Raw genomic sequence first — 24,073 nt, forward strand, 5'->3', positions numbered from 1 at the left:
ACGGTAGCAAAGCGGACACGACGCCGGATCAGGGCTCACAGGAACCTCACAGCGACACCCCGGGCAGGAACCAGCAACGCCGGACACCGTGGCACTCGTGAGCGAGAATTCCGTCATGACGACTCCCCGACCGCAGACCACCGCCGAAGCGACGGTGCTGGTGGTCGACGACGAGCCGACCATCGTCGAACTGTTGTCGGTCAGTCTGAAGTTCCAGGGTTTCGAGGTCCGCACGGCGCTGGGTGGGCCCGCAGCTCTGGACGTCGCCCGGACCTTCAAGCCGGATGCCTTGATCCTGGACGTGATGATGCCGGACATGGACGGCTTCGGGCTGCTCCGACGACTGCGCGCCGACGGCATCGACGCACCCGTCCTGTTCCTCACGGCGCGGGACTCGGTGGAGGACAAGGTGACCGGTCTGACCATGGGTGCGGACGACTACGTCACCAAGCCGTTCAGTCTGGAGGAAGTGGTGGCACGCCTGCGCGTGATCCTGCGCCGGTCGGTGCGCGGTCCGGAGGCGCAGCCGTCACGCCTGACGTTCGCCGACATCGAGCTCGACGACGACACCCACGAGGTGTGGAAGGCGGGCGAACCGGTCTCGTTGTCCCCGACGGAGTTCACGCTCCTGCGCTACCTCATGGTCAATTCCGGGACGGTGCTGTCCAAGCCCCGGATCCTGGACCACGTGTGGCACTACGACTTCGGAGGTGAGGTCGGTGTCGTGGAGTCCTACGTGTCGTACCTGCGCAGGAAGGTCGACACGACGGAACCCCGGCTGATCCACACACTGCGAGGCGTCGGCTACGTCCTGCGGGAACCGCGACGGTGAAGCGGCACCTACGCGCCGTCCCGCTCCGCGTCACCCTGGTGTCGGTGCTGCTGCTTCTCGTCGCCCTCGGTCTCGTCGGTTCGGGTCTGGCCGTGACCTCGGCACTGCAGAACACGCTGACCCAACGTGTCGACGAGCAGCTCATGGAAGGGGCGTCCGGCTGGGCGAGGCCGCGTAGTGACCGAATCGGACCGCCTCCCGAAGAAGCGAATCCACGACGCCCGCCCGCGGCCTTCTACGTCCGCTCGGTGGCGGCGGACGGCACCGTTCGAACCTTGGTGAATGACTTCGGAGACGCGGAGCCCGATCTGACCGGCGCCCTGTCCATCACGCCGACCACCGTCGGATCGGTCGGCGATCCCGACGAATCGTGGCGCACGGTGACCGTCTCGAACGAGGACGGCCAGACGACGGTCGCGATTCCGCTGGCGGGCAACGAGGCCATCGTCTCCAGGCTCGTGACTCTGCAACTCTCCATCGGTCTCGCAGTGCTGGTGATGCTGGGTGTCGCCGCGTACTTCCTGGTGCGCCGGAGCCTGCGGCCTCTGCAGGAGGTGGAGGTGACGGCCGCGGCCATCGCGTCCGGGGATCTGCATCGACGCGTTCCCGAGTGGAACGAGCGCACCGAGGTGGGGCGACTGTCCGCGGCACTCAACGGAATGCTCGCCCAGATCCAACACGCCTTCGCTGCGACGGAGGCGTCCGAGAACGCCGCACGTGCGTCGGAGGACCGGATGCGCCGTTTCGTGGCCGACGCCTCCCACGAGCTCCGGACCCCGCTGACGACGATCCGCGGCTTCGCCGAGCTCTACCGGCAGGGGGCCATGACCGACACCGAGTTGCTGATGACCCGTATCGGGGGAGAGTCGGCGCGGATGGGTCTGCTCGTCGAGGATCTGCTGATGTTGGCGCGGCTGGACGCCCAGCGTCCGCTCGAACGGAGCCCCGTGGACCTCCTCGTGATCGCAGCGGACGCGGTGCACGATGCTGCCGCCACGGCCCCGGAACGAGCCGTGAGTCTGCAGGTGCTCGAGGGCAGCGGAGTGCCGGAGGTGCTCGGGGACGATGCGCGTCTGCGTCAGGTACTCGGCAATCTGGTGGGCAACGCGCTCCGGCACACCCCGCCGACGGCGTCGATCACGGTGGCGGTCGGAACCGCCGGTGAGACAGCTGTTCTGGAGGTTCGTGACACCGGGCCGGGACTCACCGAGGACGATGCCGAGCGCGTCTTCGAGCGGTTCTATCGGGCGGATCGTTCGCGCACGAGAGAGAGCGGCGGGAGTGGTCTGGGTCTGTCGATCGTGTCCGCGCTGGTCGCGGCCCACGGCGGTCGGGTCTCGGTGGCGAGCGCGCCCGGCCGGGGTGCGACGTTCCGCGTGGAGCTGCCCCGGGCAGGCCGGAGTCCGGGTGGACGGGTGGAGTCAGCCGGAGACGAGCCCCTCGACCAGGACGACGGCGATGAGGAGCATGACCACACCGATCAGGACGTCGAGCACACGCCACGCGACGGGTCTGGCGAAGATCGGCGTCATGAATCGCGCGCCGAATCCCAGGGCCGTGAACCAGACGATGCTGCCCAGCGTCGCGCCGAGGGCGAACCACCAGCGCGCTGACCCGGTCTCGCGATTGGCGACGGAGCCGAGGAAGACGACGGTGTCGAGATAGACGTGCGGGTTGAGCCACGTCAGTGCCAGGCAGGTGAGGACCGCGGACCGCAGCGACACACTCGCTCCGTTCCCGCCGACGGTCAGACTCGTCGGGCGCAGTGCCCGTCGAAAGGCCATGAGTCCGTACACGGTGAGGAAGACGGCGCCGGCGATCGTGACGACGGTGACCGCCGTCGGGTAGGTCTCGACGACCACGCCGATGCCGGAGACTCCCGCGAGGATGAGGACCGCATCGGACAGAGCGCACACCAGGACGACGGCGAGCACGTGCTGTCGCGCGATGCCCTGGCGGAGAACGAAGGCGTTCTGTGCGCCGATCGCGACGATGAGGGAGAGGCCGACACCGAAGCCGACGAACAGGGAGGACATGACCGGAACGCTAGGGCGACTCGAATGATGTAGTCCAGCTCATGTTTTTCAGGACTGATGAGCGTAGCTTCACATCATGCAGTCGGACCAGCTCGAGGCCCTGCGTGCAGTCGTCGACGACGGCACGTTCGAGGCGGCCGCGCGGTCGCTGCACATCACACCGTCGGCGGTGAGTCAGCGCATCAAGGCGCTGGAACTGCGGGTCGGTGCCGTTCTCGTCTCGCGCACGAAGCCCGTGATGCCGACCGAGTCCGGCGTCGTGCTGCTCCGACTGGCCCGGCAGATCCAGACCCTGACCGACGGCGCCGTGCGGGAGTTGCGCACCGCGGACGACGTCGCTCGGGTGTCGCTGGCCGTCAACTCGGATTCTCTGGCCACGTGGGTGTTGCCGGCCCTCGCGTCACTGGCGGGCTCCGTGATCCTCGACATCCATCGAGAGGATCAGGACCACACCGCCGAACTGCTCCGCGGTGGAACGGTGACGGCGGCGATCACGTCCGTGGACACACCTGTCCGCGGCTGTACCTCGACCAGGCTCGGCTCGATGCGGTACCGCCCCTGCGCGTCTCCGTCGTTCGTGACTCGATTCCTGGGCGACGGCGTCACCCCGGACGCCCTGGCCCGAGCCCACGTCGTGGTGTTCGACGAGAAGGACGCGCTGCAGGATCGCTACCTCGCGCGACACGGCGTCGCTGCTTCGGTGCCGCCGCGGCATCTGGTGCCGTCGTCCACCGAGTACGCGCGTGCCGTGCATCTGGGCTTCGGCTGGGGCATGCTGCCGGACCAGCAGCGCGGCGGACTCGACGTCGTCGAACTCGACGACACCGTGATCGACGTGGCGCTCCACTGGCAGCAGTGGACGCTGTCGTCCCCGGCGCTCGACACCGTGGCCGCGGCGATCGTCGGAGCCGCGCGGGCGGTGCTCCGATGACCGATCAGCGACGGGGGACGTGCTGCCCGTGGCCGAGCGCCGTGAGCGCCGCGGCGATCTTCTCCTGCGCCTCGTCCAGCGATTCGGGCGACGGGGAGGTGTCGGCTCCGGAGATGTCGAAGTCCGCCATGTCGAAGGCCGGGAACACGTGCAGATGCAGGTGCGGAACCTCGAGACCGGCGATCAGCAGGCCTGCCCGAGGGGCGTCGAATGCCGACCGGACGGCCTTGCCGACGGTCTGAGCGACCGAGGTGAGCGATCCGAAGGTCGTCGGATCGACGTCCTGCCACTGATCGATCTCGGCTCGCGGGACGATCAGGGTGTGACCCTGCGTGACCGGGGCGATGGTGAGGAACCCGACGACGTCGTCGTCCTCCCACACGAAGCGGCCCGGGATGTCGCCGGCGATGATTGCGCTGAACACGGATGCCATGGGCCGACTCTATTCGTCGGCTCCGCATCGGCTCCCGGGTACTTCCCGGGTTCGCCCCGGGTCGGTCCCGGGGCGGCGCACGAGTGTTCGGTGCATGACAACCAACTCAGTGGTGGAGCGGGAAGGCCGGCTGGTTCATCGCGGGCGGCGGTATGAGGGGCACTGCGTCCGGTACCTCGGCGGAGATCAGCGAGTGGGTCACGGCGACCTCACCGCCTGACCCGGATCCGGTGCAGTGAACCGTGCTCACCACGGTTCACTGCACCGGAACTCACATCAGCGAAGTTCTCCGGCGATGTCGGCCGAGGCGAGCATCAGCACCAGCGCGGGCACGACGGTGCGTGCGGCGAGCCGGTAGTCGCCCCGGCCGTGCTGCTCGACGATCCGCGCCGACGTGAGGGTCTTGAGATGGTGGTAGAGCTGACCGACGGACGACAGTCCCACCGCCGCCTGCAGATCGGCGGCGACCGCGGGACCGCGCAACAGTGCTCGGACCACGGCGAGTCTCACGGGGTGGCCGAGCGCCGCCAGCACCTCGACGGCCCGGTCGGGGGGAAGGTCGAGCACGGCGTCGGGGGAGTAGTCGATGGACCAGGTGACGTCGCCGGCCAGATAGACGTCACCCGAGTAGGACACGATGCCCCCGGTGGACGTCGCCGTCTGTCGGGGGTCCCCCTCGAGCGCCGCGACCCGAGCCTCCAGGGCTGCGACGCGTGCCTCCAGCTCGCTCACGAGATGCAGGCTAGCCGCCCCACCGTCGCCGGATCCGCCGCGGCCTCGAGGAGCAGCGACTGGTGCTGGGTCAGGTTCGTCGTCGCGGACTCGTACTCGGCCGCTGTCAGATCGTGGTTCAGCCACACCACCACGGCGGGGGCGCCGTCCGCGCGGCGGAACTCGAAGCCGTGCGTGAGGACTCCGGGCAGGTTCCCGCCCTTGAACCCCATGGCCACGAACCCGGCGTCCGCAGGCGGGTCCTGCCATTCGAGGTGGCGCCTGACGGTGTCGACTCCCGAGCCGTAGGAACCGTCGGCGACAGCGGTGTGGAACCGCGCGAGCTCGGCGGCCGTCCCGGTCGGGCCGAACCGATCGAAGTACGAGAGGAGTTCCGTCTCGTCTCGCGGCCGCGCGGTCGTTCCGTACGTCGCGCGAAAGTCGGCATCGAAGGCGAACCGCTGGGCGAGCGACCACAGATCGTCCGTGTCGACGGTCGCGTCGAGGGCGCCGAGCGTGACGCCGACGAGGGTGGGTGGTGTGAAGTCGTTCCACCCGCCCGCTTCGGCCGCGTCCCGCACCGCGTCGTCGCCTAGCCGGTACCGGAGGTAGTCGGGCACTCCGTTGTCGCTCTCACGCACCATCGCGGTGACCATGTCGTCGAGCCGCACCGTCGCGGCCGGATCCGTCGGCGACGTTCCGTCGTTCGCGACGCCGAGGCGATTCAGGGCCGCGATGTGGGCACCGCCGTCGGTGCCGGGTGCGTACCACCGCTGCCATTCGGCGACAGGGATGCGTTCGTCCGGGTTCAGCGTGCCGTCGGCCACGGCGCGGGCGTAGGCACCGAGGTGCACGACCTTCACGGCGGAGGCGAGGGGGTGCGGCGTGTCCGCGTCGTGCTCCGCGGTGTGCCCGAGTCCGTCGTCCACGGCGAAGGACACCGCATCGGGGCGTTCGGCGGCGAAGCCGATCCAGCCGTCGGGTGTGGTCATGTCCGGCGCGGGAGCGGGTGCGCACGTGGCGGTGGACGTCGGCTCGGCCGGGCTCGGCGCTGCGGACGAGCACCCGGCCACCAGGATCGACGCCGCGGTCACGGCGGTGAGAGTGCGCATCATCGGTTCTCCTCCAGTCGCATCGTTCGGTATTCCGTAATTCCGGAATTACCGTAGCGCGAACGGGTGCGCTGGTCCAGGGGTCGTGGCCAGTACGCTGCTCTCGTGCGAGTACTCGTCATCGGTTCCGGAGCCCGTGAACATGCCCTGCTGATCGCCCTGGCGGCGGACCCCGAGGTGAGCGCGGTGATGTGCGCCCCCGGCAATGCCGGCATCGAGGCAGTCGCCCAGACGTACCCCGTCGACGTCGCCTCCGGGGAGGCCGTCGTGTCGCTCGCTCGTGAGCGCGGCGCCGATCTGGTCGTCATCGGCCCCGAGGTACCGCTGGTGCTCGGCGTCGCCGAGGCGGTGCGCGAGGCGGGGATCGCCTGCTTCGGTCCGTCCGCCGCTGCCGCCCGGATCGAGGGTTCCAAGGCCTTTGCGAAGGACGTCATGGAGTCCGCAGGGGTCCGCACCGCGACCAGCGAGGTGGTGGACACGCCGGCACTCCTCGATGCCGCCCTCAACCGCTTCGGGCCCACCTGGGTGGTGAAGGACGACGGACTGGCCGCGGGCAAGGGAGTCGTCGTCACGCAGGACCGCCTCACCGCGCGCGCTCACGCCGCCGAGCTCCTCGAACTCGGCCATCCCGTGTTGCTCGAGTCGTTCCTGTCCGGCCCGGAGGTGTCGCTGTTCTGTCTCGTCGACGGCGAGACCGTGGTGCCGCTCCTGCCCGCTCAGGACCACAAGCGCGTCGGAGACGGCGACACCGGGCCCAACACCGGCGGGATGGGTGCCTACACACCGTTGCCGTGGTTGCCCGACGCCATGGTCCAGCGCATCGTCGACGAGGTGGTCGCACCCGTGGCCGCGGAGATGGTGGCGCGGGGCTGCCCGTTCACCGGCCTGCTCTACGCGGGTCTCGCGGTGGACGGTGAGGGCCCCGCCGTCATCGAATTCAATTGTCGCTTCGGCGATCCCGAGACCCAAGCCGTGCTCGCACTGCTCGACTCGCCGCTCGGTGCTGCGCTGTACGCGGCGTCCACCGGAACGTTGGCGGACCTGCCGCCGCTGCAGTGGAAGAAGGGCTCGGCGGTCACCGTCGTGCTCGCCGCCGAGAACTATCCCGGCCGACCGCGGACGGGCGACGCCATCACCGGCGCCGACGTTCCCGGTGTGCTGCACGCGGGAACGGCACACGGCAAGAACGGTGGCCTCGTGTCGGCCGGGGGCCGGGTGCTCAGCGTCGTCGGCACCGGGGACGATCTCGCCGCCGCCCGCACCGAGGCGTACGACATCATGGCGCGAGTGTCGTTGACAGGCGGCCACTTCCGCACCGACATCGGACTCTCGGCCGTCGAGGGCCGGATCTCGATCCCCTCCTGACGATGGTCGAGGAATCCGCGCGCTCGCGTATCGAGTCGTTCCGCGTCATGGACGTGTTCGCGGCTGCGGCGCGCCGCCAGGAGACTCACGGCGACGTCGTGTCCCTCGCGGCCGGACAGCCGTCCACGCGTGCGCCCGGGCCGGTCCTCGCTGCCATGCGCACGGCACTGGACGACGACGTGATCGGCTACTCCGAGACGTTGGGTACCGCGCGGCTGAGGTCGACGATCGCCGCCTACCTGTCGAGGCGATCGCAGGTCGTCCTCGAGGCCGAGGACGTCGTGGTGACCACCGGGTCGTCGGGTGCGTTCACGTTGCTGTTCCTCGCGGCGTTCGACGCCGGCGACACCGTGGTGATGGCGCGACCCGGTTATCCTGCGTATCGCAATGCGTTGTCCGCGTTGGGCTGTCGCGTGGTCGAGCTGGACTGCGGCGAGGACGTGCGCTTCCAGCCGACGGTTGCGATGCTCGACGCGCTCCCCGAACCGCCCAAGGGACTGATCGTCGCCAGTCCCGCCAACCCCACCGGCACGATCATCGATCCCGACGAGTTGGCCGCCCTCGCGCGGTGGTGCGACGAGCACGGCACGCTGCTGATCTCCGACGAGATCTATCACGGCATCTCCTACGGCGACGTCGAGTGCCGGAGCGCTCGGGAGTTCTCGGACGGAGCCGTCTCGATCGGGTCGGTCTCGAAGTACTTCTCCATGACCGGCTGGCGTCTCGGCTGGATGGTGCTCCCGCGTTCGCTGACCCGAGCGGTCCAGCGGCTGGCCTCGAACATGACCGTGTGCCCGCCGACCGTCTCGCAGCTCGCCGCGGTCGCCGCCTTCACGGACGAGTCCCTCGCCGAGTTGGACGGCCACGTGCGGCGCTACGCCCGCAACCGCGAAGAACTGCTCGGCGGTCTCCGTGAGGCCGGCATCACCCGGCTCGCGCCCGCGGACGGCGCCTTCTACGCGTACGCCGAGATCGGGCACCTGACGGACGACTCGTTCCGATGGTGCGCCGACATCCTGAACGAGACCGGCGTGGCCGTCGTCCCGGGTGCGGACTTCGACACGGTGCACGGTCACCACACCGTCCGCTTCTCCTTCGCCGGCACGACCGAGGACATCACCGAGGCGCTGCGCCGGCTCACCCCGCGACTGCGGTAGTGGGCTGCGCCCCCGTGCGCCGTGTGCGCATTCAGGGATACGCAAAAGGCGCACGGGGGAGAAGCGCCGGTGGCAGCATGTGTACGCATGTCGACCGGCTCCGCTCCCCGCTCGACGCCCAAGGGTCGGCGTCGGCGCGAGGCCCTCATCTCGGCCGCAGCGGATCTTCTGCTGGCCGGAGGGTACGACGCCGTGCGGCACCGGAGCGTTGCGGCGAGGGCCAGGCTTCCGCTGGCGTCGACTACCTACTACTTCGATTCCCTGGACGACCTCGTCACGCACGCCGCGGAGCTGAACGGGGTCCGCGAGATCGCGATGATCCGCGACCGGATGACCGCGTTCGCACCGGCCGCGTTGGACACCGCGGACACGGTGGACCTGGTGGTCGACCTGCTCGTGGGTCCGGACGACGGCGACGAGGTCCGGCGGGACCTGATGGTGGCGCGCTACGAGCGGGTGTTGGCCGCGGCGCGGCATCCGCAGTTGCAGGAACTGCACTGTCGGCTGCGCGGTGAGCTGGAGGACATGCTGTCCGATGTGCTGTCCGCCGCGGGTCGGCCCACAGACCGTGACCACGTCCGCCCGCTCCTGGCTCTCGTCGACGGCGTCGTGATGGGAGCGTTGGGGGAGAACGGGGCGGACCTGCGGTCCCGCGTGCGGGACGTCCTGCTGGATGCGGTGGACCGTCATGCGCCGTTGTCGCGAGAAGTCCGGAGGACGGTCGCGCAGTGACAGAAGGCGAAGTCCGGAGGACGATCGCGCAGTGAAGGCGGAGTCCGGAGGACGGTCGCGCAGTAACAGAAGGTTGGGAGGACCGTAAAGTGGCGGCTCGTGAGCCGTATCCCGAATGTCCTCGCCCACCGTTACGCCAGTCCCGACATGGCCCGTCTGTGGTCACCCGAGCACAAGATCGTGCTCGAGCGTCAGCTGTGGATCGCCGTGTTGCGAGCGCAGGCCGATCTCGGTGTCGACGTTCCGGCGGAGGCCATCGCGGACTACGAGCGCGTGGCAGACCGGGTCGATCTCGAGTCGATCGCGGATCGCGAGCGGGTCACTCGTCACGACGTGAAGGCGCGGATCGAGGAGTTCAACGCCCTCGCCGGCCACGAGCACGTGCACAAGGGACTGACCAGCCGTGATCTGACGGAGAACGTCGAGCAGCTGCAGATCCTGCGGTCGATGGAACACGTGTACGGGCACGGCGTGGCTGTCGCTGCGCGTCTGGCCGAGCGCGCGGCCGAGTACACCGAGGTGGTCATGGCCGGCCGCAGCCACAACGTCGCGGCGCAGGCAACGACGCTGGGCAAGCGGTTCGCGTCGGCCGCCGACGAGCTGATGGTGGCGTCGACCCGGCTCCGGGAGCTGATCGACCGGTACCCGCTGCGCGGCATCAAGGGTCCGATGGGGACGGCCCAGGACATGCTCGATCTCCTCGGCGGCGATGCCGACAAGCTCGAGACCCTCGAACGCGCGGTGGCGCAGCATCTGGGATTCGCCCACGTCTTCACCAGTGTCGGCCAGGTCTACCCACGTTCCCTCGACCACGACGTGGTGTCTGCGCTGGTGCAGGTGGGTGCGGCGCAGTCCTCCCTCGCCCACACGGTGCGACTGATGGCCGGACACGAGCTGGTCACCGAGGGTTTCCAGCCGGGTCAGGTGGGTTCGTCGGCCATGCCGCACAAGATGAACACCCGGTCCTGCGAACGCGTCAACGGCCTGCAGGTGATCCTGCGCGGCTACGGGTCGATGGCCGCGGAGCTGGCCGGCGCGCAGTGGAACGAGGGGGATGTCTTCTGCTCCGTCGTGCGTCGTGTCGCGCTGCCGGACGCCTTCTTCGCCATCGACGGAATGATGGAGACCTTCCTGACCGTGCTCGCGGAGTTCGGTGCCTATCCCGCGGTGATCGCCCGCGAGCTCGATCGCTATCTGCCCTTCCTGGCGACGACCAAGGTACTCATGGCCGCCGTACGTGCGGGAGTCGGTCGTGAGACCGCCCACGAGGCCATCAAGGAGCATGCCGTGGCCGTCGCTCTCGCGATGCGGGAGCAGGGCAGGGAGCCGGACCTCCTCGACCGACTCGCGGCGGACGAGCGGTTGCCGCTCGACCGCGCGGCACTCGACACGGCTCTGGCGGATCGTTCGGCCTTCATCGGCGCCGCGCACGCGCAGGTCGCCGCGGTCGTCGCCGCGGTGCAGAAACTGGTCGACGCGAACCCGGAGGCGGCCCGGTACACACCGGCTCCGATTCTGTGATGTGAACTGTGACGACGGGGCGGTCTCCCGGTGGAAGTGACGGCCGTCAGACCCTACGGTTCGTCATGTGAGCAAAGTTGTCGTCATCGGAACGGGTTACCTGGGCGCCACGCACGCTGCGTGCATGGCCGAGATCGGACACGACGTCCTCGGGGTCGATGTCGACCCGAGCAAGCTGGCCAAGCTCGAGGCGGGGGAGGTGCCCTTCTGGGAGCCCGGCCTCGAGGAGGTGTTGCAGCGCAACATCGCGGCGGGCCGCCTGCGCTTCACCGCGTCGTATGCGGACGCTGCAGCGTTCGGTGACATCTTCTTCCTCGCGGTGGGCACGCCGCAGAAGAAGGGCGAGTACGCCGCTGACGTGACGTACGTGAACTCCGTGGTGGAGAACCTCGCACCGCTGATCACCGGACCGGCTGTCCTCTTCGGCAAGTCCACGGTCCCCGTGGGCACGGCGGAGCGGCTGGGCACGATGGCCCACACGCTCTCACCGGCCGGCGAGGACCTCGAGGTGGCGTGGAACCCGGAGTTCCTGCGTGAGGGTCACGCCGTGGAGGACACGCTGCACCCGGACCGGCTGGTGCTCGGGGTCGACCGGAACCGCCCTCGGCGTGCGGAAGAGGTCGCGCGTGAGGTCTACGCGCCCCTGCTCGCCGAGGGAATCCCCTTCATCGTCACCGATCTGGCCACCGCCGAATTGGTCAAGACCTCGGCCAACGCATTTCTCGCGACGAAGATCTCCTTCATCAACGCTATTTCCGAGGTCTGCGACGCGGCAGGCGCCGATATCACCGTGCTGGCCGACGCAATCGGTCACGACGATCGAATCGGACGCAAATTTCTCAACGCCGGGATCGGTTTCGGTGGCGGTTGCCTGCCCAAGGACATTCGCGCATTCATGGCCCGTGCCGGCGAGTTGGGAGCCGATCAGGCGCTGACTTTCCTGCGCGAGGTCGACAACATCAACATGCGTCGCCGTACGGGCATGGTCGACGTCGTCCGTGACACTGTCGGCACCCTGCTGGGGGTGCAGGTGGCGGTGCTCGGTGCCGCCTTCAAGCCCGATTCCGACGACGTCCGCGATTCGCCGGCTCTCAATGTCGCTGGGCAACTGCAACTTCAGGGTGCCGGTGTGACCGTGTACGACCCGAAGGCCAACAACAACTCGCGCGCGCTGTTCCCCACGCTGGGGTACGCGAGCTCTGCGTTGGAGGCGTGTGCGAAGGCGGACGTGGTACTCGTGCTCACCGAGTGGCGGGAATTCCGCGAGCTGGTTCCCGCCGATCTGGAGGGCGTGGTGCGGGAACGCAGAATCATCGACGGACGCAATTGCCTCGACGTGAATGTGTGGCGTTCTGCCGGGTGGCACTATCGCGGTCTCGGACGGCCTTGAGTCCGACGAAACGACGGTGGTCGACGCCATTGATACACTCCTGCCGAATGTCGGCCCGAAAACGAGCAGAGGATTGTCGTGTCGAATGAGCTCGGTGCAACCGCGACGGCACGACGACGACGAGTCCCACGGTGGGTCTGGATCGTGGCCGTCGTCCTCCTGGCGCTGATCGCCTGGTTCGGTTGGACGGTCTTCACCGCGTACAAGGGACTCAGCTCGGCGCGTGACGATGCTCTCGCCGCTCGGACGGCGATTCTCGCCGGCGACGCGGAGGCAGGACGCGGGCACGTCGCCGATGCGACCTCCGCGTCGACGGATGCGCTGGACGCCACGGAGTCGCCCATCTGGAAGGCCGTCGCCGCGATCCCGGGTCTCGGCTCGCCGCTCGACGTCGTGGGGCCCCTCACCGGACTCGTCCACGACCTCACGACGCAGGTTCTTCAGCCCGCCGTCGATGTGGGTGCGGTGCTGAACCCGAGTGAACTGCGCGCCGACGACGGCACGATCGATCTGGGCGCACTCCGTGAGGCATCACCGACACTCGAGCAGGTGTCCGCCTCGGCGACGGCACTGAACCAGCGTGCCGAGTCGATCGACACCGACAGTTATCTGCCGCAGGTCACCGACGCCGGCGATTCACTGAAAGCGCAGTTGGACGATCTGTCCGGGCTGCTCACCAACACCAGCCTGGCGTCGAAGATCCTTCCGGACATGCTCGGCGAGAACTCACCCAAGAGCTATTTCCTGGCGTTCCAGACCAATGCCGAGTCGCGCGGTACCGGCGGGCTCATGGGTGGCTTTGCCATCATCGACGCGGATCGGGGCAAGATCTCGCTCGACGCGCTCGCGAAGAACAGCGAGCTCAGTGCCCGCTACGACCCGATCGACCTGGGTCCCGACTTCGCCAAGGCTTACGGCAACCAGTACAACGCGACGGCCAACTGGCAGAACGCGAACGTCAGCCCGCACTTCCCCTATACGGGAGAGATCCTCCGATCGATCTGGCAGCAGGAGTCCGGCCAGTCCGTCGACGGTGTGCTGGCCACCGATCCGGTGGCACTGAGTTACATCCTCGGGGTGGTGGGTCCGGTGACTCTCGCCGACGGCGAGCAGGTCACCTCGGACAACGTGGTGAATCTGACGCAGTCGGAGGCGTACTTCCGCTTCGCCGACGACAACCTCGCGCGCAAGGACTACCTGCAGCAGATCGCCGCCCGCGTCTTCTCCAAGGTGGAGGGCAAGATCAACGATGCTGCGGGGCTTCTCGATGCCATCGGACGTGGAGTCAGCGAGGGCCACACCGCCGTCTGGAGCGCGGACCCCGCGATCCAGAGTGTGCTGTCCGGAACCAAGATCGCGCACGAGGTGCCGGACGACCCCGCACCGTACGCCGCGCTGGTCGTCAACAACGGCGCCGGCGGCAAGCTCGATTACTACCTCGAGCGTGACATCACCTATACCGCGTCCTCGTGCGTGGGGGACACGCGGACGACGCAGATCACCGCCTCCGTGACCAACACGGCTCCGCCGCAGGACTACCCGAGGTACATCGCCGGACGTCAGAACGAGACGACCGCGTACGAGGGTCCGCCCGGAACCAATCGTTCGGTGGTGTCCGTCTTCACGACCGCGGGGTCGACGCTGACGAAGGCGTCGATAGACGGGCAGCAGGTGTTCGTGCTCACCGGGCAGGAACGGGGGCACCCGATCTTCTACACGCCGTTCGTCGTCGAGCCGGGGCAGACCAAGACCCTCGTCCTCGACCTCGTCGAGCCCACCGCGCCGGGTGCTGCGCGGGTGCCGCTCCAGCCCGCGACGATTCCCGGTACCGCGACGGTCGACGTACCGGACTGCTCGGGGTCCTGACACGACCTCGTGAGGTCGAGACGCTGTGGTCACAGCTGTCTGTGACCGGCCCCATTGCGCACCCTCCTCGGGCATGGTTAGGCTGGCCTTACAGTCGCTCGTTCACACGAGCGTGCCGCAGGCGAGGAGGTCCGATGTCGACAGCGTTCGAACTCGACGCCGCGACGCTCGATGCCGAGCCGGGCTTCTATCCGGCGTCGGTGCTGTCCGCGACCGCGATCTCGCCCAGCATGGTGCGCATCGTCCTCGGTGGCCCGTGGGTGGAACGGTATGTCGGCCTCGATGCACCGGACGAGTGCGTCACCGTCTTTTTCCCGGCCGCCGTCGACGACGTCCTGCCGCCGATGACCTGCTGCAAGGGCGTGTGGGGCTACCACGACGCGGCAACGCGTCCGGAGTGCCGCAACTACACCGTCCGCACGCGCGACGACGACACGCTGACCATCGACTTCGTCCTGCACGAGAGCGGGGTCGCGTCCAACTGGGCGCGGCTGGCGCGCCCGGGACACAGCGTCGTCCTCTCGCGCCCCCGCTCCTGGTACCGGTGTCCCGAGGACGCCGCGTGGCAACTGCTCGTGGCGGACCAGACGGGTCTGCCGGCCATCGCCCGAGCACTGGAACAGGCGCCGGCCCGGCTGCGGACCCACGTCGTGCTCGAGGTCCTCGACCCCGCCGACATCCAGTCGTTCGACACGGCGGCGGACGTCACCGTCGACTGGCGCGTGGGTACCGGCAACGGTGTGATGCCGAGTGTTCTCCCCGATGCGGTGGCGTCGTACGAGCGTCCCGCGGGCACCGGATACGTGTGGTTCGCCGGTGAGGCGGGCGCGTCCCGCGCGGTGCGCTCCCACGTGCGCAAGCAGTGGGGCATGAGCACCCGTGAGTGCTCGGTCATCGGATACTGGCGCGAGCGGGCCGAGGAGTGGCTGGCCTCCTACAAGCGGTACGAGGCCATGGCGCTCGCGGGCTACAAGCGCGCTCTGCGCGAGGGCAAGTCGGAGGCGCAGGCGCAGGAGGAGTTCGAGGCACTCCTCGAGCGCGTCGGCCTCTAGCTCTTCTCGGGATCGGCGATACGGCCACCGGGCATCGCGAGCGCGGCGATCAGCAGCAGGACCGCTCCGCCGATCACCGTGTAGAACACGATGTGCAGACCGTCGCCGAGCTCGGCCGGCGATGCGTCGTCCCCGACGGTGGCATTGACGATGGCCCCGCACACCGCGATGCCGACGGCGCTGCCGAGGTTGCGGGCGAACGTGTTGGTGGAGGTGACCACTCCGCGCTCGGACCAGTCGACACTCGACTGCGCCGCGATGAGCGCAGGGCCCGCGATCAGCCCCATCCCGGCTCCGATCACGAGGCACCCGGCGCAGATCTCCCACACCGACGACGTCGTGGTCCATCCGAGCGTGAGCAGCGAACCGGCCGTGACGATCGACCCACCGATGACCGCGGTGCGCCGGAACCCGATGCGCAGATACACCCGGCCGGACTGTGACGACATCAGCGGCCACGACAGCAGGAGCGGTGCGAGGGTGAAGCCGCCCGCCAGTGCGCTCAGCCCCAGTACGCCCTGGACGAACGTCGGGACGTACGTGGTGAGCGTGAGCACGACGGCGCCGATGACGGCGCCCACGGCGCTCGTGGCGACCAGGACGCGTCGCGTCAGCACCCACAGTGGCAGCACGGGGGACGCGACGCGTCTCTCGACGAACACGAAGGCGGCGAGCCCGGCCACTCCGACGGCGAAGACGGCGACACTCGCTCCCGACGTCCACGCCCACGACTGACCACCCTCGAGCAGTCCGAGGATGAGGGCGCCCGCGCCGACGGTGAGCAGCGCGGCGCCGACGTAGTCGATGCTCTGCCGCGTCGCCGGCCTCGCCGTCTCGTCGAACTTGCGGATCAGCATCACTGCTGCGACCAGGCACAGCGGGATGTTGACGAAGAAGATCCAGCGCCACGAGAGGAACTCGGAGAAGATGCCGCCGAGGCTGGGACCCACGATGGACGACATCGCCCACACGCTGGCCAGATAGCCCTGCGCCTTCGCGCGCTCACGCACGGTGTAGATGTCGCCGGCGATCGTCTGCACCATCGGTTGGATCGCGCCCGCGCCGATGCCCTGGATCGCCCGGGCGACGATGAGGGCGGGCATGCTCCAGGCGATTCCGCACAGCACCGAGCCGAATGCGAAGACGGCGATGCCGAACAGGACGAGGCGCTTGCGGCCGAAGAGATCCGCCAGCTTGCCGTAGACCGGCACGGTGACGGCCTGTGCGAGCAGGTAGATCGAGAAGAGCCACGGGAACTGGGAGAAGCCGCCCAGGTCGTCGACGATGGTGAGGACGGACGTGGCGATGATCGTCGAGTCGAGGGCGACGAGCGAGTTGCAGAGCATCAGCGCCGCCAGGATCGGGCCCCGTTCGGACCGGAATCCGACCTGCACCCTGTCCGTCGTCGTCACCCGCCACACTCCTTCGTTCGCCTCGGTATCGAGGGTCCCTCCGAACACTGCCAGACACCGCCACCACCGCGATGCGCGGCACGACTACGCTCGAACGTCGTGCGCCCCTCTCTCTCGCAGTATCCCCATCTGGCGGCCGGCAAGGTCCGCGACCTGTATCGCATCGACGACGACCATCTGCTCCTGGTGGCGAGCGACCGCATCTCCGCGTACGACCACGTGCTGTCGACGCCCATTCCGGACAAGGGTCGCGTGCTCACCGCGATGAGCGTCTTCTTCTTCGAGACCCTCGGCGTGCGCGATCACCTCGCCGGAGACGCGAAGGACCCGCGGATCCCGCAGGAGGTGCTCGGCCGCGCGCTGGTGGTGCGTGCGCTGCGTATGGCGCCGGTCGAGTGTGTCGCCCGTGGCTACCTGACCGGATCCGGGCTGCTCGACTATCGGGAGACGGGCGCGGTGTGCGGCGTTCCGCTCCCGGACGGTCTCACCGAGGCGAGCAAGCTCCCGGAGCCGATCTTCACCCCCGCCAGCAAGGCGGCGATCGGCGATCACGACGAGAACATCGACTTCGATTCAGTGGTCGCCCTGGTCGGAGCCGACACGGCGGACAAGCTGCGCTCGGCGACGCTCGACACCTACGCGCGCGCTGCGGAGTTCGCCGCCGGACGCGGAATCATCCTCGCCGACACCAAGTTCGAGTTCGGTATCGACGACGACGGCGAGGTGGTCCTCGCCGACGAGGTGCTGACTCCCGATTCGTCCCGGTACTGGCCGCTCGACGGCTACACCGAGGGGCAGGCGCAGCCGAGTTTCGACAAGCAGTTCGTCCGGGACTGGCTGACCGGTGAGTCCGGATGGGACCGCCACGGCGATGCACCGCCCCCGCCGCTGCCCGACGACATCGCCGACCGCACCCGGTCGCGGTACGTCGAGGCGTACGAACGACTCTCGGGCCTCTCCTTCGACGATTGGGTACGACCGTGACCGACATGCAGACGCACGACGCACAGCAGACGACACCGCCGATCGCCAAGACCGTTCCGCACACGCGCACTCACCACGGCGACGTCGTCGTCGACCCGTACGAGTGGTTGCGGGAGAAGTCGGATCCCGAGGTCGTCGCGTACCTCGAGGCGGAGAACGCGTACACCGAGGCGCAGACGGCCCACCTCGAGCCGCTGCGCACGGCGATCTTCGACGAGATCAAGTCGCGCACACAGGAGACCGATCTGTCGGTGCCCACGCGCCGCGGACTCTGGTGGTACTACGGGCGCACGCTCGAGGGCAAGAGTTACGGCATGCAGTGCCGCTGCCCGGTCGCCTCGGTGGACGACTGGACACCGCCCGCGCTCGAACCAGGTGTCGAGGTCCCCGGTGAGGAGATCGTCCTCGACGCCAACGTGCTGGCCGAGGGACACGACTTCTTCTCGCTCGGTGCCTTCTCGCTGAGCGACGACGGACACCTGCTCGCGTACTCGGTCGACACGGCCGGCGACGAGCGGTACACGCTGCGCATCAAGGACCTTCGTACCGGGGAGCTGTTCCCGGACGAGATCGAGCAGACCGCTCCCGGAGCGACCTGGTCCGCCGATCAGCAGTATCTCTTCTATCAGACCGTGGACGACTCCTGGCGTCCCGACAAGGTGTGGCGACACCGGATCGGGTCGCCCACGTCCGAGGACGTCGTGGTCTTCCACGAACCGGACGAGTCCTACTGGGTCAGTTTCGGATCCACGCGCAGCGAGAAGTACCTCGTGATCTGGGTGGGGTCGAAGGTCACCACCGAGGGCTGGTACCTCGACGCGCAGGATCCGACGGGCGAGTTCCACGTGATCCTGCCGCGCAGGGACGGCGTCGAGTACAGCGCTGAGCACGCCGTGGTCGCCGGCCGGGACCGGTTCCTGATCCTGCACAACGACGTCGTCGACGGAGTGAAGGCGGAGAACTTCGTCCTGGCCGACGCGCCGGTGGAGGACCCGTCGGACATGACGATTCTCCTGGAGCACGCCGACGACGTGCGTCTCGAGGACGTCGATGCGTTCGCGCACCACCTGGTCCTGTCGTACCGCCGGGAAGCCGTGCCGCGCATGGCCTTGTGGCCACTGCTCGACAGCGGCTACGGCGAGCGTCACGAGCTCGAGTTCGACGAGGAACTGTTCTCGGTGGGTCTCGGCTCGAATCCGGAGTGGGACGCACCGCTGCTGCGTTTCGGCTACACCTCGTTCATCACGCCCTCGCGCGTCTACGACTACGACCTGGCCTCCGGCGAGCGCATCCTGCGCAAGTCGCAGCCGGTGCTCGGCGACTTCGACCCGGCGCGGTACACCCAGAGCAGGGAGTGGGCCACGGCGGAGGACGGCACGCGGGTGCCGCTCTCGGTGATCAAGCGCGCCGACGTCGAGGTGTCCGAGGGCGGCGCGCCGACGCTGCTGTACGGGTACGGCTCGTACGAGGCGAGCATGGATCCGGGCTTCTCGGTGTCGAGGTTGTCCCTGCTCGATCGGGGCATCGTGTTCGTCATCGCGCACGTGCGCGGCGGCGGGGAGATGGGTCGCCTCTGGTACGAGGACGGCAAGATGCTGCACAAGAAGAACACGTTCACCGACTTCGTCTCGTGCGCACGGCATCTGATCGACACCGGGGTGACGGCTCCCGATCGTCTGGTGGCCGACGGCGGCAGCGCGGGCGGCCTGCTCATGGGAGCGGTGGCCAACCTCGCACCAGAACTGTTCGCGGGCATCCTCGCCAACGTGCCGTTCGTGGATCCGCTCACGTCCATTCTCGACCCGTCGCTGCCGCTCACGGTGATCGAGTGGGACGAGTGGGGAAACCCGCTGGAGGACAAGGCTGTCTACGACTACATGAAGTCGTACAGCCCGTACGAGAACGTGGCGGAGAAGGACTACCCGGCCGTCCTGGCGATCACCTCGATCAACGACACGCGCGTGCTCTACGTCGAACCCGCGAAGTGGATCGCCGCCCTGCGGGTGAAGAACACCGGCAGCGAGCCGATTCTGCTGAAGACCGAGATGAGCGCCGGGCACGGCGGGGTCAGCGGGCGATACGAGAAGTGGAAGGAGATCGCCTTCGAGTACGCGTGGGTGATCGAACGCACGGGTGCGATTGCCACGGGTGGCCGCGATACGGCAAGCTGACGGCGTTCGCCGGGGGGTGGACTGCAGCGAATGACGGTCGGGGGCCGCAATGAGTGAACGTCGTGATGTCGAGTTCGTGTCGGGGGACGCCACCTGTGCGGCGTGGCTCTACCGCCCGGACACACCGAGTGAGCGTCAGCCGATCGTCGTCCTGGCCCACGGTCTCGGCGGTGTCCGCGAGATGCGGCTGGACGCGTACGCCGAGCGGTTCACCGCTGCCGGCTACGCGTGCCTGGTGTTCGACTACCGCCACTTCGGCGCCAGTGGCGGCGAGCCACGGCAGCTCCTCGACATCGGGCTCCAACTCGAGGACTGGGCGTCGGCCGTCGCGCACGCCCGCACGATCGACGGGGTCGACCCGACCCGAGTGGTGTTGTGGGGGTCCTCGTTCGGTGGTGGCCACGTACTCGAGGCCGCAGCTCGGGACGGCCGGGTCGCCGCGGTGATCTCCCAGTGCCCGTTCACCGACGGGCTCGCGTCGGCCCTGGCCACGCCGCTGATCACCACGCTCAGAATCACCCCGCTCGCCGTCCGTGACATCGTCGGATCGCTTCGGGGCAAGCCCCCCGTGATGGTGCCGCTCGCGGCGGAACACCGTGGTGTCGCACTGATGGCCAGCACCGACGCGCTCGACGGGTACCTCGGTCTGCAGCCGCCCGGTTCCGCCTTCTCCAACGAGGTGGCGGCCCGGTTCGCGCTCGCCATCACCCGGTACTTTCCCGGCCGGGCGGCGAAGAGGATCACCGCGCCGGTGCTGTTCTGCGTGTGCGATCCGGACACTGTCGCACCGACGAAGGCGACCCTGCGCCATACGGCGAAGGCGCCTCGCGGACAGATCGAGGTGTACCCGTACGGCCACTTCGAGATCTATGTCGGCGACCCGTTCGAGCACGTGGTGGCCGATCAGATCGCGTTCCTGGAGCGCACGGTCCCGCTGACGTAGCACCCCCGCGGGGAACTACCGGACCTTAAGATCGTCCGGTATGCGAAGAATTCTCGTCGCCCTGATCGTCGCCGTCGCGCTCGCGGGATGTTCGTCGAGCGAGCCCACCGGGACGGCGCCGTCGCAGGCCGTGGACGATGCGTCGTCCTTTCCGATCACCGTCGACGGGGCACTCGGATCCGCTGTCGTCGAGAGCGAACCGACACGCGTCGTCGCGTTGTCGTGGACCGACGCGGACATCCTGCTGTCCTTGGGGGTGACTCCCGTGGCGACCGCCCGCGCGACGGCCGAGTCGGGATTCCAGCCGTGGACCGAGGCAGCGATAGCGGGGAAGGACGCTCCCGCTTTCCTGCAGGGCGCCAACGCCGATCTGTCGGTCGAGGACGTGCTGTCCTACGAACCGGATCTGATCGTGGGCACCAAGGCGTTCGGACTCGACACCCGCTACGACCAGTTGTCCGCACTCGCACCCGTCGTGCACTACGCGAGCACACCGTCGGCGGAGACGTGGCAGGAGGCCACGCGGACCATCGCGGGCGCGCTCGGTCGCGACGACGACGGCGAGCGCGTGATCGAGGAGACCGAATCGACGATAGCCGGTGTGGCCGAGGCGAATCCCGGTTTCGCGGGCCGCACGTTCACGTTCTTCGTCGGTCCGGCCGACGGCAGTGTGTACGTCGTGAACTCGATCGACGACGCCGGTGCACAGTTCCTCGACGCCCTCGGGATGCGGCCCACCGATCACGCGACGACCTTGCCGACCAGCTCCATTCCGGGACGGGCGGAGATCACTTACGAGGACCTGTCGAACAACGACGCTGACCTCGTCATCGCCACGGGTCCGCCGGCCGCTCTCGACGAGTTCCGGGCACTTCCCGGCGTCTCGGCTCTGTCCGCGGTGCAACGGGGCGACTACGTGCCGCTCGCTCCCACCGAGGCGCAGTCGATCGCGTTCCCGTCCCCGCTCGGCCTCGCGTGGGCGGTCGAGACCATCGTCCCGACATTCTGACCGCAGCCAGTCGTCAGGCGGTCATCGCCAGCGGTACCGCACCTGGGGCCGTCCGGCCCTGCCGTACTCGGTGTGCCGCTCGACGAGCCCGTCGTCGGCGAGCCGTTCGAGATAGCGCCACGCCGTCACCCGGGAGACGCCGACGGCCTTGGCTGCCTCGGAGGCCCCAAGTCCCTCCGGCTGTGCCCGCACGCTGTTCGAGATCTCGGTGAGCGTCGCCGGAGCAATGCCCTTGGGGGAGGCGGCGCGCTCGTCCGCGGTACGCAGAGACGCCATGGCGCGGTCGATGTCGCGCTGACTCACCGCCGACTCGCCGTCGCGCAGGGCACTGCGGAACTCGCCGTACCGTTCCAGCTTGTCCCGGAACGCCGCGAAGGTGAAGGGCTTGAGCAGGTACAGCACCACCCCGTGCGCGACGGCGTTCCGCACTACGGCGAGGTCACGCTCGGAGGTGATGGCGATGACGTCGGGTCCGGGGCGCAGTCCACCGAGTGCGGCGGCGACGTCGATGCCGTTGGCGTCCGGCAGCCCGATGTCGAGCAGGACCAGATCGAACGGCGACCCGTCGGCGATGGCCTTGGACGCCGCGCGCATGGCGCCCGACGCGGTGTGCACCATCGCGCCCACGGTGAAGCCGGGGACACGGCCGACGTAGCTCGAATGGGCCTCCGCGATCAGGGGTTCGTCCTCGACGATCAGCACGCGGATGGTGGTGTCGTCGGGACCGGGTGCCTTACTCATGCGGGATGCTCGCGGTGACGACAGATCCGTAGGTCGTCTCCGACGTCAAGGTCCCGTGATGGCGTTCGACCACCTGGGTGACCAACGCGAGACCGAGGCCCCGCGAGCCGGACTTGGTGGAAAAGCCGCGGGTCCGTGCTCTCGCCAGGGCGTCCGCGTCCATTCCCGGTCCACTGTCCGCCACCTGGATCACGAGGTCCGTCTCGCTCTCGCGCACGGTCACCTCCACCCACGGCTCGTCCGACTGCTTCGCTGCATCGATCGCATTGTCTATCAAATTTCCGGCGAGAGTGACCAATTCGCGTCGGTCGAAGGACTCGGTGTCGGTGAGGGCGGTGTCCTCGGTGACCGTGAGCTCGACGCCCTGCTCGGCCGCCTGGCTCACCTTGCCCAGCAACAGCGCCGCGACCGCGGGTTCCTGCACCGTGCTCATGAGCCGATCGATGAGGTTCTGCGACAGTTCGAGTTCCTGGGTGGCGAATTCGACCGCCTGCTCGGTGCGGCCGAGTTCGACCATCGTGATGACGGTGTGGAGACGGTTCGCCGACTCGTGCGCCTGCGAGCGCAGCGACTCGGCGAAGGACGTCATCGAGTCGAGTTCGCCCATGACACGCTGCAATTCGGTGTGATCACGCAGCACGGTCACCGTGCCGAGCCGGCGGGACCCGTGCAGGACGGGGTCCTGGGTCACCACGAGGACACGCGTCGCGGTGAGGTGCATCTCGTCGCGAACGGCGGTGTCGCCCAGTCCGCGCAGGGATTCCGGAAGGCGCTCGCGCGTCACGGGTCCCTCGGGCAGATCGAGCAGCCGCCGCGCCTCGTCGTTGACCAGCTCTGCCTCCGAGTCGCCGCCCCACACCACCAGCCCCTCGCCGATGGAGTGCAGGACGGCGTCATGGTGCTCGTACATGCTGCGCAACTCGTCGGGCGCGAGCCCGAGGGTCTGACGACTGAGCCGCCGATTGAGCAGATAGGACGCGGCGAGTGCCACGCCGAGTGCCGCCGCGATGATGCCGAGGACGGCCGGGAGCCCGGCCACGAATTGATCGGAGATCTTCTGGCGGGTGACACCGGCGGAGACGAGCCCCACGACGCGGCCGTCGTCGAGCACCGGAGTCACAGCACGGATCGACGGCCCCAGAGATCCTCGGTACGTCTCGGTGAACGTCTCGCCGGCGAGCGCCCGGTCGATCGTGCCCGTGAACTGCCCACCGATCAGCTCGGTGGTGGTGTGGGTGAAGCGCGTGCGGTCGGGCGACATGACGACGATGAAATCCATCCCCGTCGCGATGCGCACGCGCTCGGTCACCGGTTGCAGCGCGGCCGTGGGGTCCGCACTCGCTAGTGCGGTCACCGTGGACGGGGCCGTCGCGATCGAGACGGCGATGTCGACGACCTCCCGGCGGATGCTCTCGTCGCTGTCGCGGCGGGCGTCGACGAGAGCGAGAGCGCCGCCGAGCGTCACGAGGAGTACCACGACCGCGAGCTGGCCGACGAGGAGCTGCCGCGCCACGCTGCGGCGTCGCCGGGTGTTCGTGCTGCTCACGGGGTTCCTCCGGGTTCGGCGGTTCTGCTCACGACGTGCGCGTGACCGCTGTACACATGAACGAAATGAACTCATTGGTGACTCGGGTCACGCTCATGGACCACCATTCCATTCAGACAAGCGTGATCC

General features: G+C 68.6%; 20 protein-coding genes and 1 pseudogene. 14 read left to right on the forward strand and 7 right to left on the reverse strand.

Annotation, left to right across the window (positions count from 1 at the left end):
* Positions 1–115: 115 nt before the first annotated feature.
* Both JOE30_RS08845 and JOE30_RS08850 read left to right on the forward strand, forming a co-directional pair.
* Complete coding sequence (locus JOE30_RS08845; protein ID WP_204866146.1) at positions 116–832, forward strand: response regulator transcription factor; 717 nt, start codon at positions 116–118, stop codon at positions 830–832.
* Complete coding sequence (locus JOE30_RS08850; protein ID WP_307806109.1) at positions 829–2,445, forward strand: HAMP domain-containing sensor histidine kinase; 1,617 nt, start codon at positions 829–831, stop codon at positions 2,443–2,445. Before JOE30_RS08845 ends, JOE30_RS08850 begins: the two co-directional genes overlap by 4 nt.
* Here the strand turns inward: JOE30_RS08850 and JOE30_RS08855 are convergent.
* Positions 2,335–2,868: pseudogene (locus tag JOE30_RS08855) on the reverse strand (LysE/ArgO family amino acid transporter); the annotation flags it as partial. The gene JOE30_RS08850 and the pseudogene JOE30_RS08855 overlap by 111 nt on opposite strands.
* Positions 2,869–2,944: 76 nt before the next feature.
* Here JOE30_RS08855 and JOE30_RS08860 point away from each other — a divergent pair.
* On the forward strand, positions 2,945–3,799 hold the full coding sequence (locus JOE30_RS08860) for a LysR family transcriptional regulator ArgP (protein ID WP_204866150.1): 855 nt from the start codon (positions 2,945–2,947) through the stop codon (positions 3,797–3,799).
* Positions 3,800–3,803: 4 nt separating this feature from the next.
* Here the strand turns inward: JOE30_RS08860 and JOE30_RS08865 are convergent, their stop codons facing one another.
* From JOE30_RS08865 to JOE30_RS08875, 3 genes are all read right to left on the reverse strand, one after another.
* A complete protein-coding gene (locus tag JOE30_RS08865; RefSeq protein ID WP_204866152.1) occupies positions 3,804–4,232 on the reverse strand; it encodes an HIT family protein in 429 nt (142 codons plus the stop codon).
* 276 nt (positions 4,233–4,508) lie between these two features.
* Positions 4,509–4,964 (reverse strand): ArsR/SmtB family transcription factor, encoded by a 456-nt coding sequence (locus tag JOE30_RS08870; protein WP_371831661.1) that lies wholly within the window; start codon positions 4,962–4,964, stop codon positions 4,509–4,511.
* Positions 4,961–6,058: a serine hydrolase gene (locus JOE30_RS08875; protein WP_239532327.1), complete on the reverse strand. Its 1,098-nt coding sequence runs from the start codon at positions 6,056–6,058 to the stop codon at positions 4,961–4,963. Before JOE30_RS08875 ends, JOE30_RS08870 begins: the two co-directional genes overlap by 4 nt.
* A 102-nt stretch (positions 6,059–6,160) precedes the next feature.
* Between JOE30_RS08875 and purD the strand changes: the two genes are divergently transcribed.
* The 7 genes from purD (at position 6,161) to JOE30_RS08910 (ending at position 15,138) form a co-directional block, all read left to right on the forward strand.
* On the forward strand, positions 6,161–7,420 hold the full coding sequence (gene purD, locus JOE30_RS08880) for a phosphoribosylamine--glycine ligase (protein WP_204866156.1): 1,260 nt from the start codon (positions 6,161–6,163) through the stop codon (positions 7,418–7,420).
* Between the two features lie 2 nt (positions 7,421–7,422).
* Positions 7,423–8,577 (forward strand): pyridoxal phosphate-dependent aminotransferase, encoded by a 1,155-nt coding sequence (locus JOE30_RS08885; protein ID WP_204866158.1) that lies wholly within the window; start codon positions 7,423–7,425, stop codon positions 8,575–8,577.
* A gap of 87 nt (positions 8,578–8,664) precedes the next feature.
* A complete protein-coding gene (locus JOE30_RS08890; protein ID WP_027504321.1) occupies positions 8,665–9,309 on the forward strand; it encodes a TetR/AcrR family transcriptional regulator in 645 nt (214 codons plus the stop codon).
* Positions 9,310–9,408: 99 nt separating this feature from the next.
* The gene (gene purB / locus JOE30_RS08895; protein ID WP_204866159.1) at positions 9,409–10,830 is read left to right on the forward strand and encodes an adenylosuccinate lyase; all 1,422 of its coding nucleotides are present in this window, start codon (positions 9,409–9,411) and stop codon (positions 10,828–10,830) included.
* A 67-nt stretch (positions 10,831–10,897) separates the two neighbouring features.
* Entirely contained in the window at positions 10,898–12,220 is a 1,323-nt protein-coding gene (locus JOE30_RS08900; RefSeq protein WP_204866161.1) for a UDP-glucose/GDP-mannose dehydrogenase family protein, read from the forward strand.
* Between the two features lie 144 nt (positions 12,221–12,364).
* Positions 12,365–14,086, forward strand: coding sequence for a DUF4012 domain-containing protein (locus tag JOE30_RS21275; RefSeq protein ID WP_204866163.1), 1,722 nt, complete (start codon positions 12,365–12,367; stop codon positions 14,084–14,086).
* A gap of 134 nt (positions 14,087–14,220) precedes the next feature.
* Positions 14,221–15,138, forward strand: coding sequence for a siderophore-interacting protein (locus tag JOE30_RS08910; RefSeq protein WP_204866164.1), 918 nt, complete (start codon positions 14,221–14,223; stop codon positions 15,136–15,138).
* On the opposite strand, the gene JOE30_RS08915 is transcribed toward JOE30_RS08910, so the two are convergent.
* Positions 15,135–16,550, reverse strand: a complete 1,416-nt coding sequence (locus JOE30_RS08915) for an MDR family MFS transporter (RefSeq protein WP_307806110.1) — start codon at positions 16,548–16,550, stop codon at positions 15,135–15,137. The two genes, JOE30_RS08910 and JOE30_RS08915, sit on opposite strands and share 4 nt — an antisense overlap.
* 99 nt (positions 16,551–16,649) lie before the next feature.
* Here JOE30_RS08915 and JOE30_RS08920 point away from each other — a divergent pair, with 99 nt between their 5' ends.
* From JOE30_RS08920 to JOE30_RS08935, 4 genes are read left to right on the forward strand one after another with little or no spacing between them, the layout of a single operon-like run.
* Complete coding sequence (locus JOE30_RS08920; RefSeq protein ID WP_204866165.1) at positions 16,650–17,534, forward strand: phosphoribosylaminoimidazolesuccinocarboxamide synthase; 885 nt, start codon at positions 16,650–16,652, stop codon at positions 17,532–17,534.
* A 5-nt stretch (positions 17,535–17,539) separates the two neighbouring features.
* Positions 17,540–19,705: a S9 family peptidase gene (locus JOE30_RS08925; RefSeq protein ID WP_204866166.1), complete on the forward strand. Its 2,166-nt coding sequence runs from the start codon at positions 17,540–17,542 to the stop codon at positions 19,703–19,705.
* Between the two features lie 49 nt (positions 19,706–19,754).
* Positions 19,755–20,648 carry an alpha/beta hydrolase gene (locus JOE30_RS08930; RefSeq protein ID WP_204866167.1) on the forward strand — a complete coding sequence of 298 codons (894 nt, stop codon included), beginning with the start codon at positions 19,755–19,757 and terminating at the stop codon, positions 20,646–20,648.
* Positions 20,649–20,688: 40 nt separating this feature from the next.
* Positions 20,689–21,657 carry an ABC transporter substrate-binding protein gene (locus tag JOE30_RS08935; RefSeq protein WP_204866168.1) on the forward strand — a complete coding sequence of 323 codons (969 nt, stop codon included), beginning with the start codon at positions 20,689–20,691 and terminating at the stop codon, positions 21,655–21,657.
* A 21-nt stretch (positions 21,658–21,678) separates the two neighbouring features.
* Here the strand turns inward: JOE30_RS08935 and JOE30_RS08940 are convergent, their stop codons facing one another.
* Both JOE30_RS08940 and JOE30_RS08945 read right to left on the reverse strand, forming a co-directional pair.
* Positions 21,679–22,398, reverse strand: coding sequence for a response regulator (locus tag JOE30_RS08940; RefSeq protein ID WP_204866169.1), 720 nt, complete (start codon positions 22,396–22,398; stop codon positions 21,679–21,681).
* Complete coding sequence (locus tag JOE30_RS08945; RefSeq protein WP_307806111.1) at positions 22,391–23,944, reverse strand: sensor histidine kinase; 1,554 nt, start codon at positions 23,942–23,944, stop codon at positions 22,391–22,393. Before JOE30_RS08945 ends, JOE30_RS08940 begins: the two co-directional genes overlap by 8 nt.
* Positions 23,945–24,073 lie beyond the last annotated feature (129 nt).

Origin of the sequence: Rhodococcus sp. PvP016 (assembly GCF_017832185.1) — a bacterium.
Taxonomy (GTDB): domain Bacteria; phylum Actinomycetota; class Actinomycetes; order Mycobacteriales; family Mycobacteriaceae; genus Rhodococcoides.

Excerpts from the sequence above, each read along its gene's own strand:
- JOE30_RS08845 (WP_204866146.1), top strand. The coding sequence starts at position 116 with ATGACGACTCCCCGACCGCAGACCACCGCCGAAGCGACGGTGCTGGTG.
- JOE30_RS08860 (WP_204866150.1), top strand. The coding sequence starts at position 2,945 with ATGCAGTCGGACCAGCTCGAGGCCCTGCGTGCAGTCGTCGACGACGGC.
- JOE30_RS08865 (WP_204866152.1), bottom strand. The coding sequence starts at position 4,232 with ATGGCATCCGTGTTCAGCGCAATCATCGCCGGCGACATCCCGGGCCGC.
- JOE30_RS08875 (WP_239532327.1), bottom strand. The coding sequence starts at position 6,058 with ATGATGCGCACTCTCACCGCCGTGACCGCGGCGTCGATCCTGGTGGCC.
- JOE30_RS08885 (WP_204866158.1), top strand. The coding sequence starts at position 7,423 with ATGGTCGAGGAATCCGCGCGCTCGCGTATCGAGTCGTTCCGCGTCATG.
- JOE30_RS08890 (WP_027504321.1), top strand. The coding sequence starts at position 8,665 with ATGTCGACCGGCTCCGCTCCCCGCTCGACGCCCAAGGGTCGGCGTCGG.
- JOE30_RS08910 (WP_204866164.1), top strand. The coding sequence starts at position 14,221 with ATGTCGACAGCGTTCGAACTCGACGCCGCGACGCTCGATGCCGAGCCG.
- JOE30_RS08925 (WP_204866166.1), top strand. The coding sequence starts at position 17,540 with ATGCAGACGCACGACGCACAGCAGACGACACCGCCGATCGCCAAGACC.
- JOE30_RS08930 (WP_204866167.1), top strand. The coding sequence starts at position 19,755 with ATGAGTGAACGTCGTGATGTCGAGTTCGTGTCGGGGGACGCCACCTGT.
- JOE30_RS08935 (WP_204866168.1), top strand. The coding sequence starts at position 20,689 with ATGCGAAGAATTCTCGTCGCCCTGATCGTCGCCGTCGCGCTCGCGGGA.
- JOE30_RS08940 (WP_204866169.1), bottom strand. The coding sequence starts at position 22,398 with ATGAGTAAGGCACCCGGTCCCGACGACACCACCATCCGCGTGCTGATC.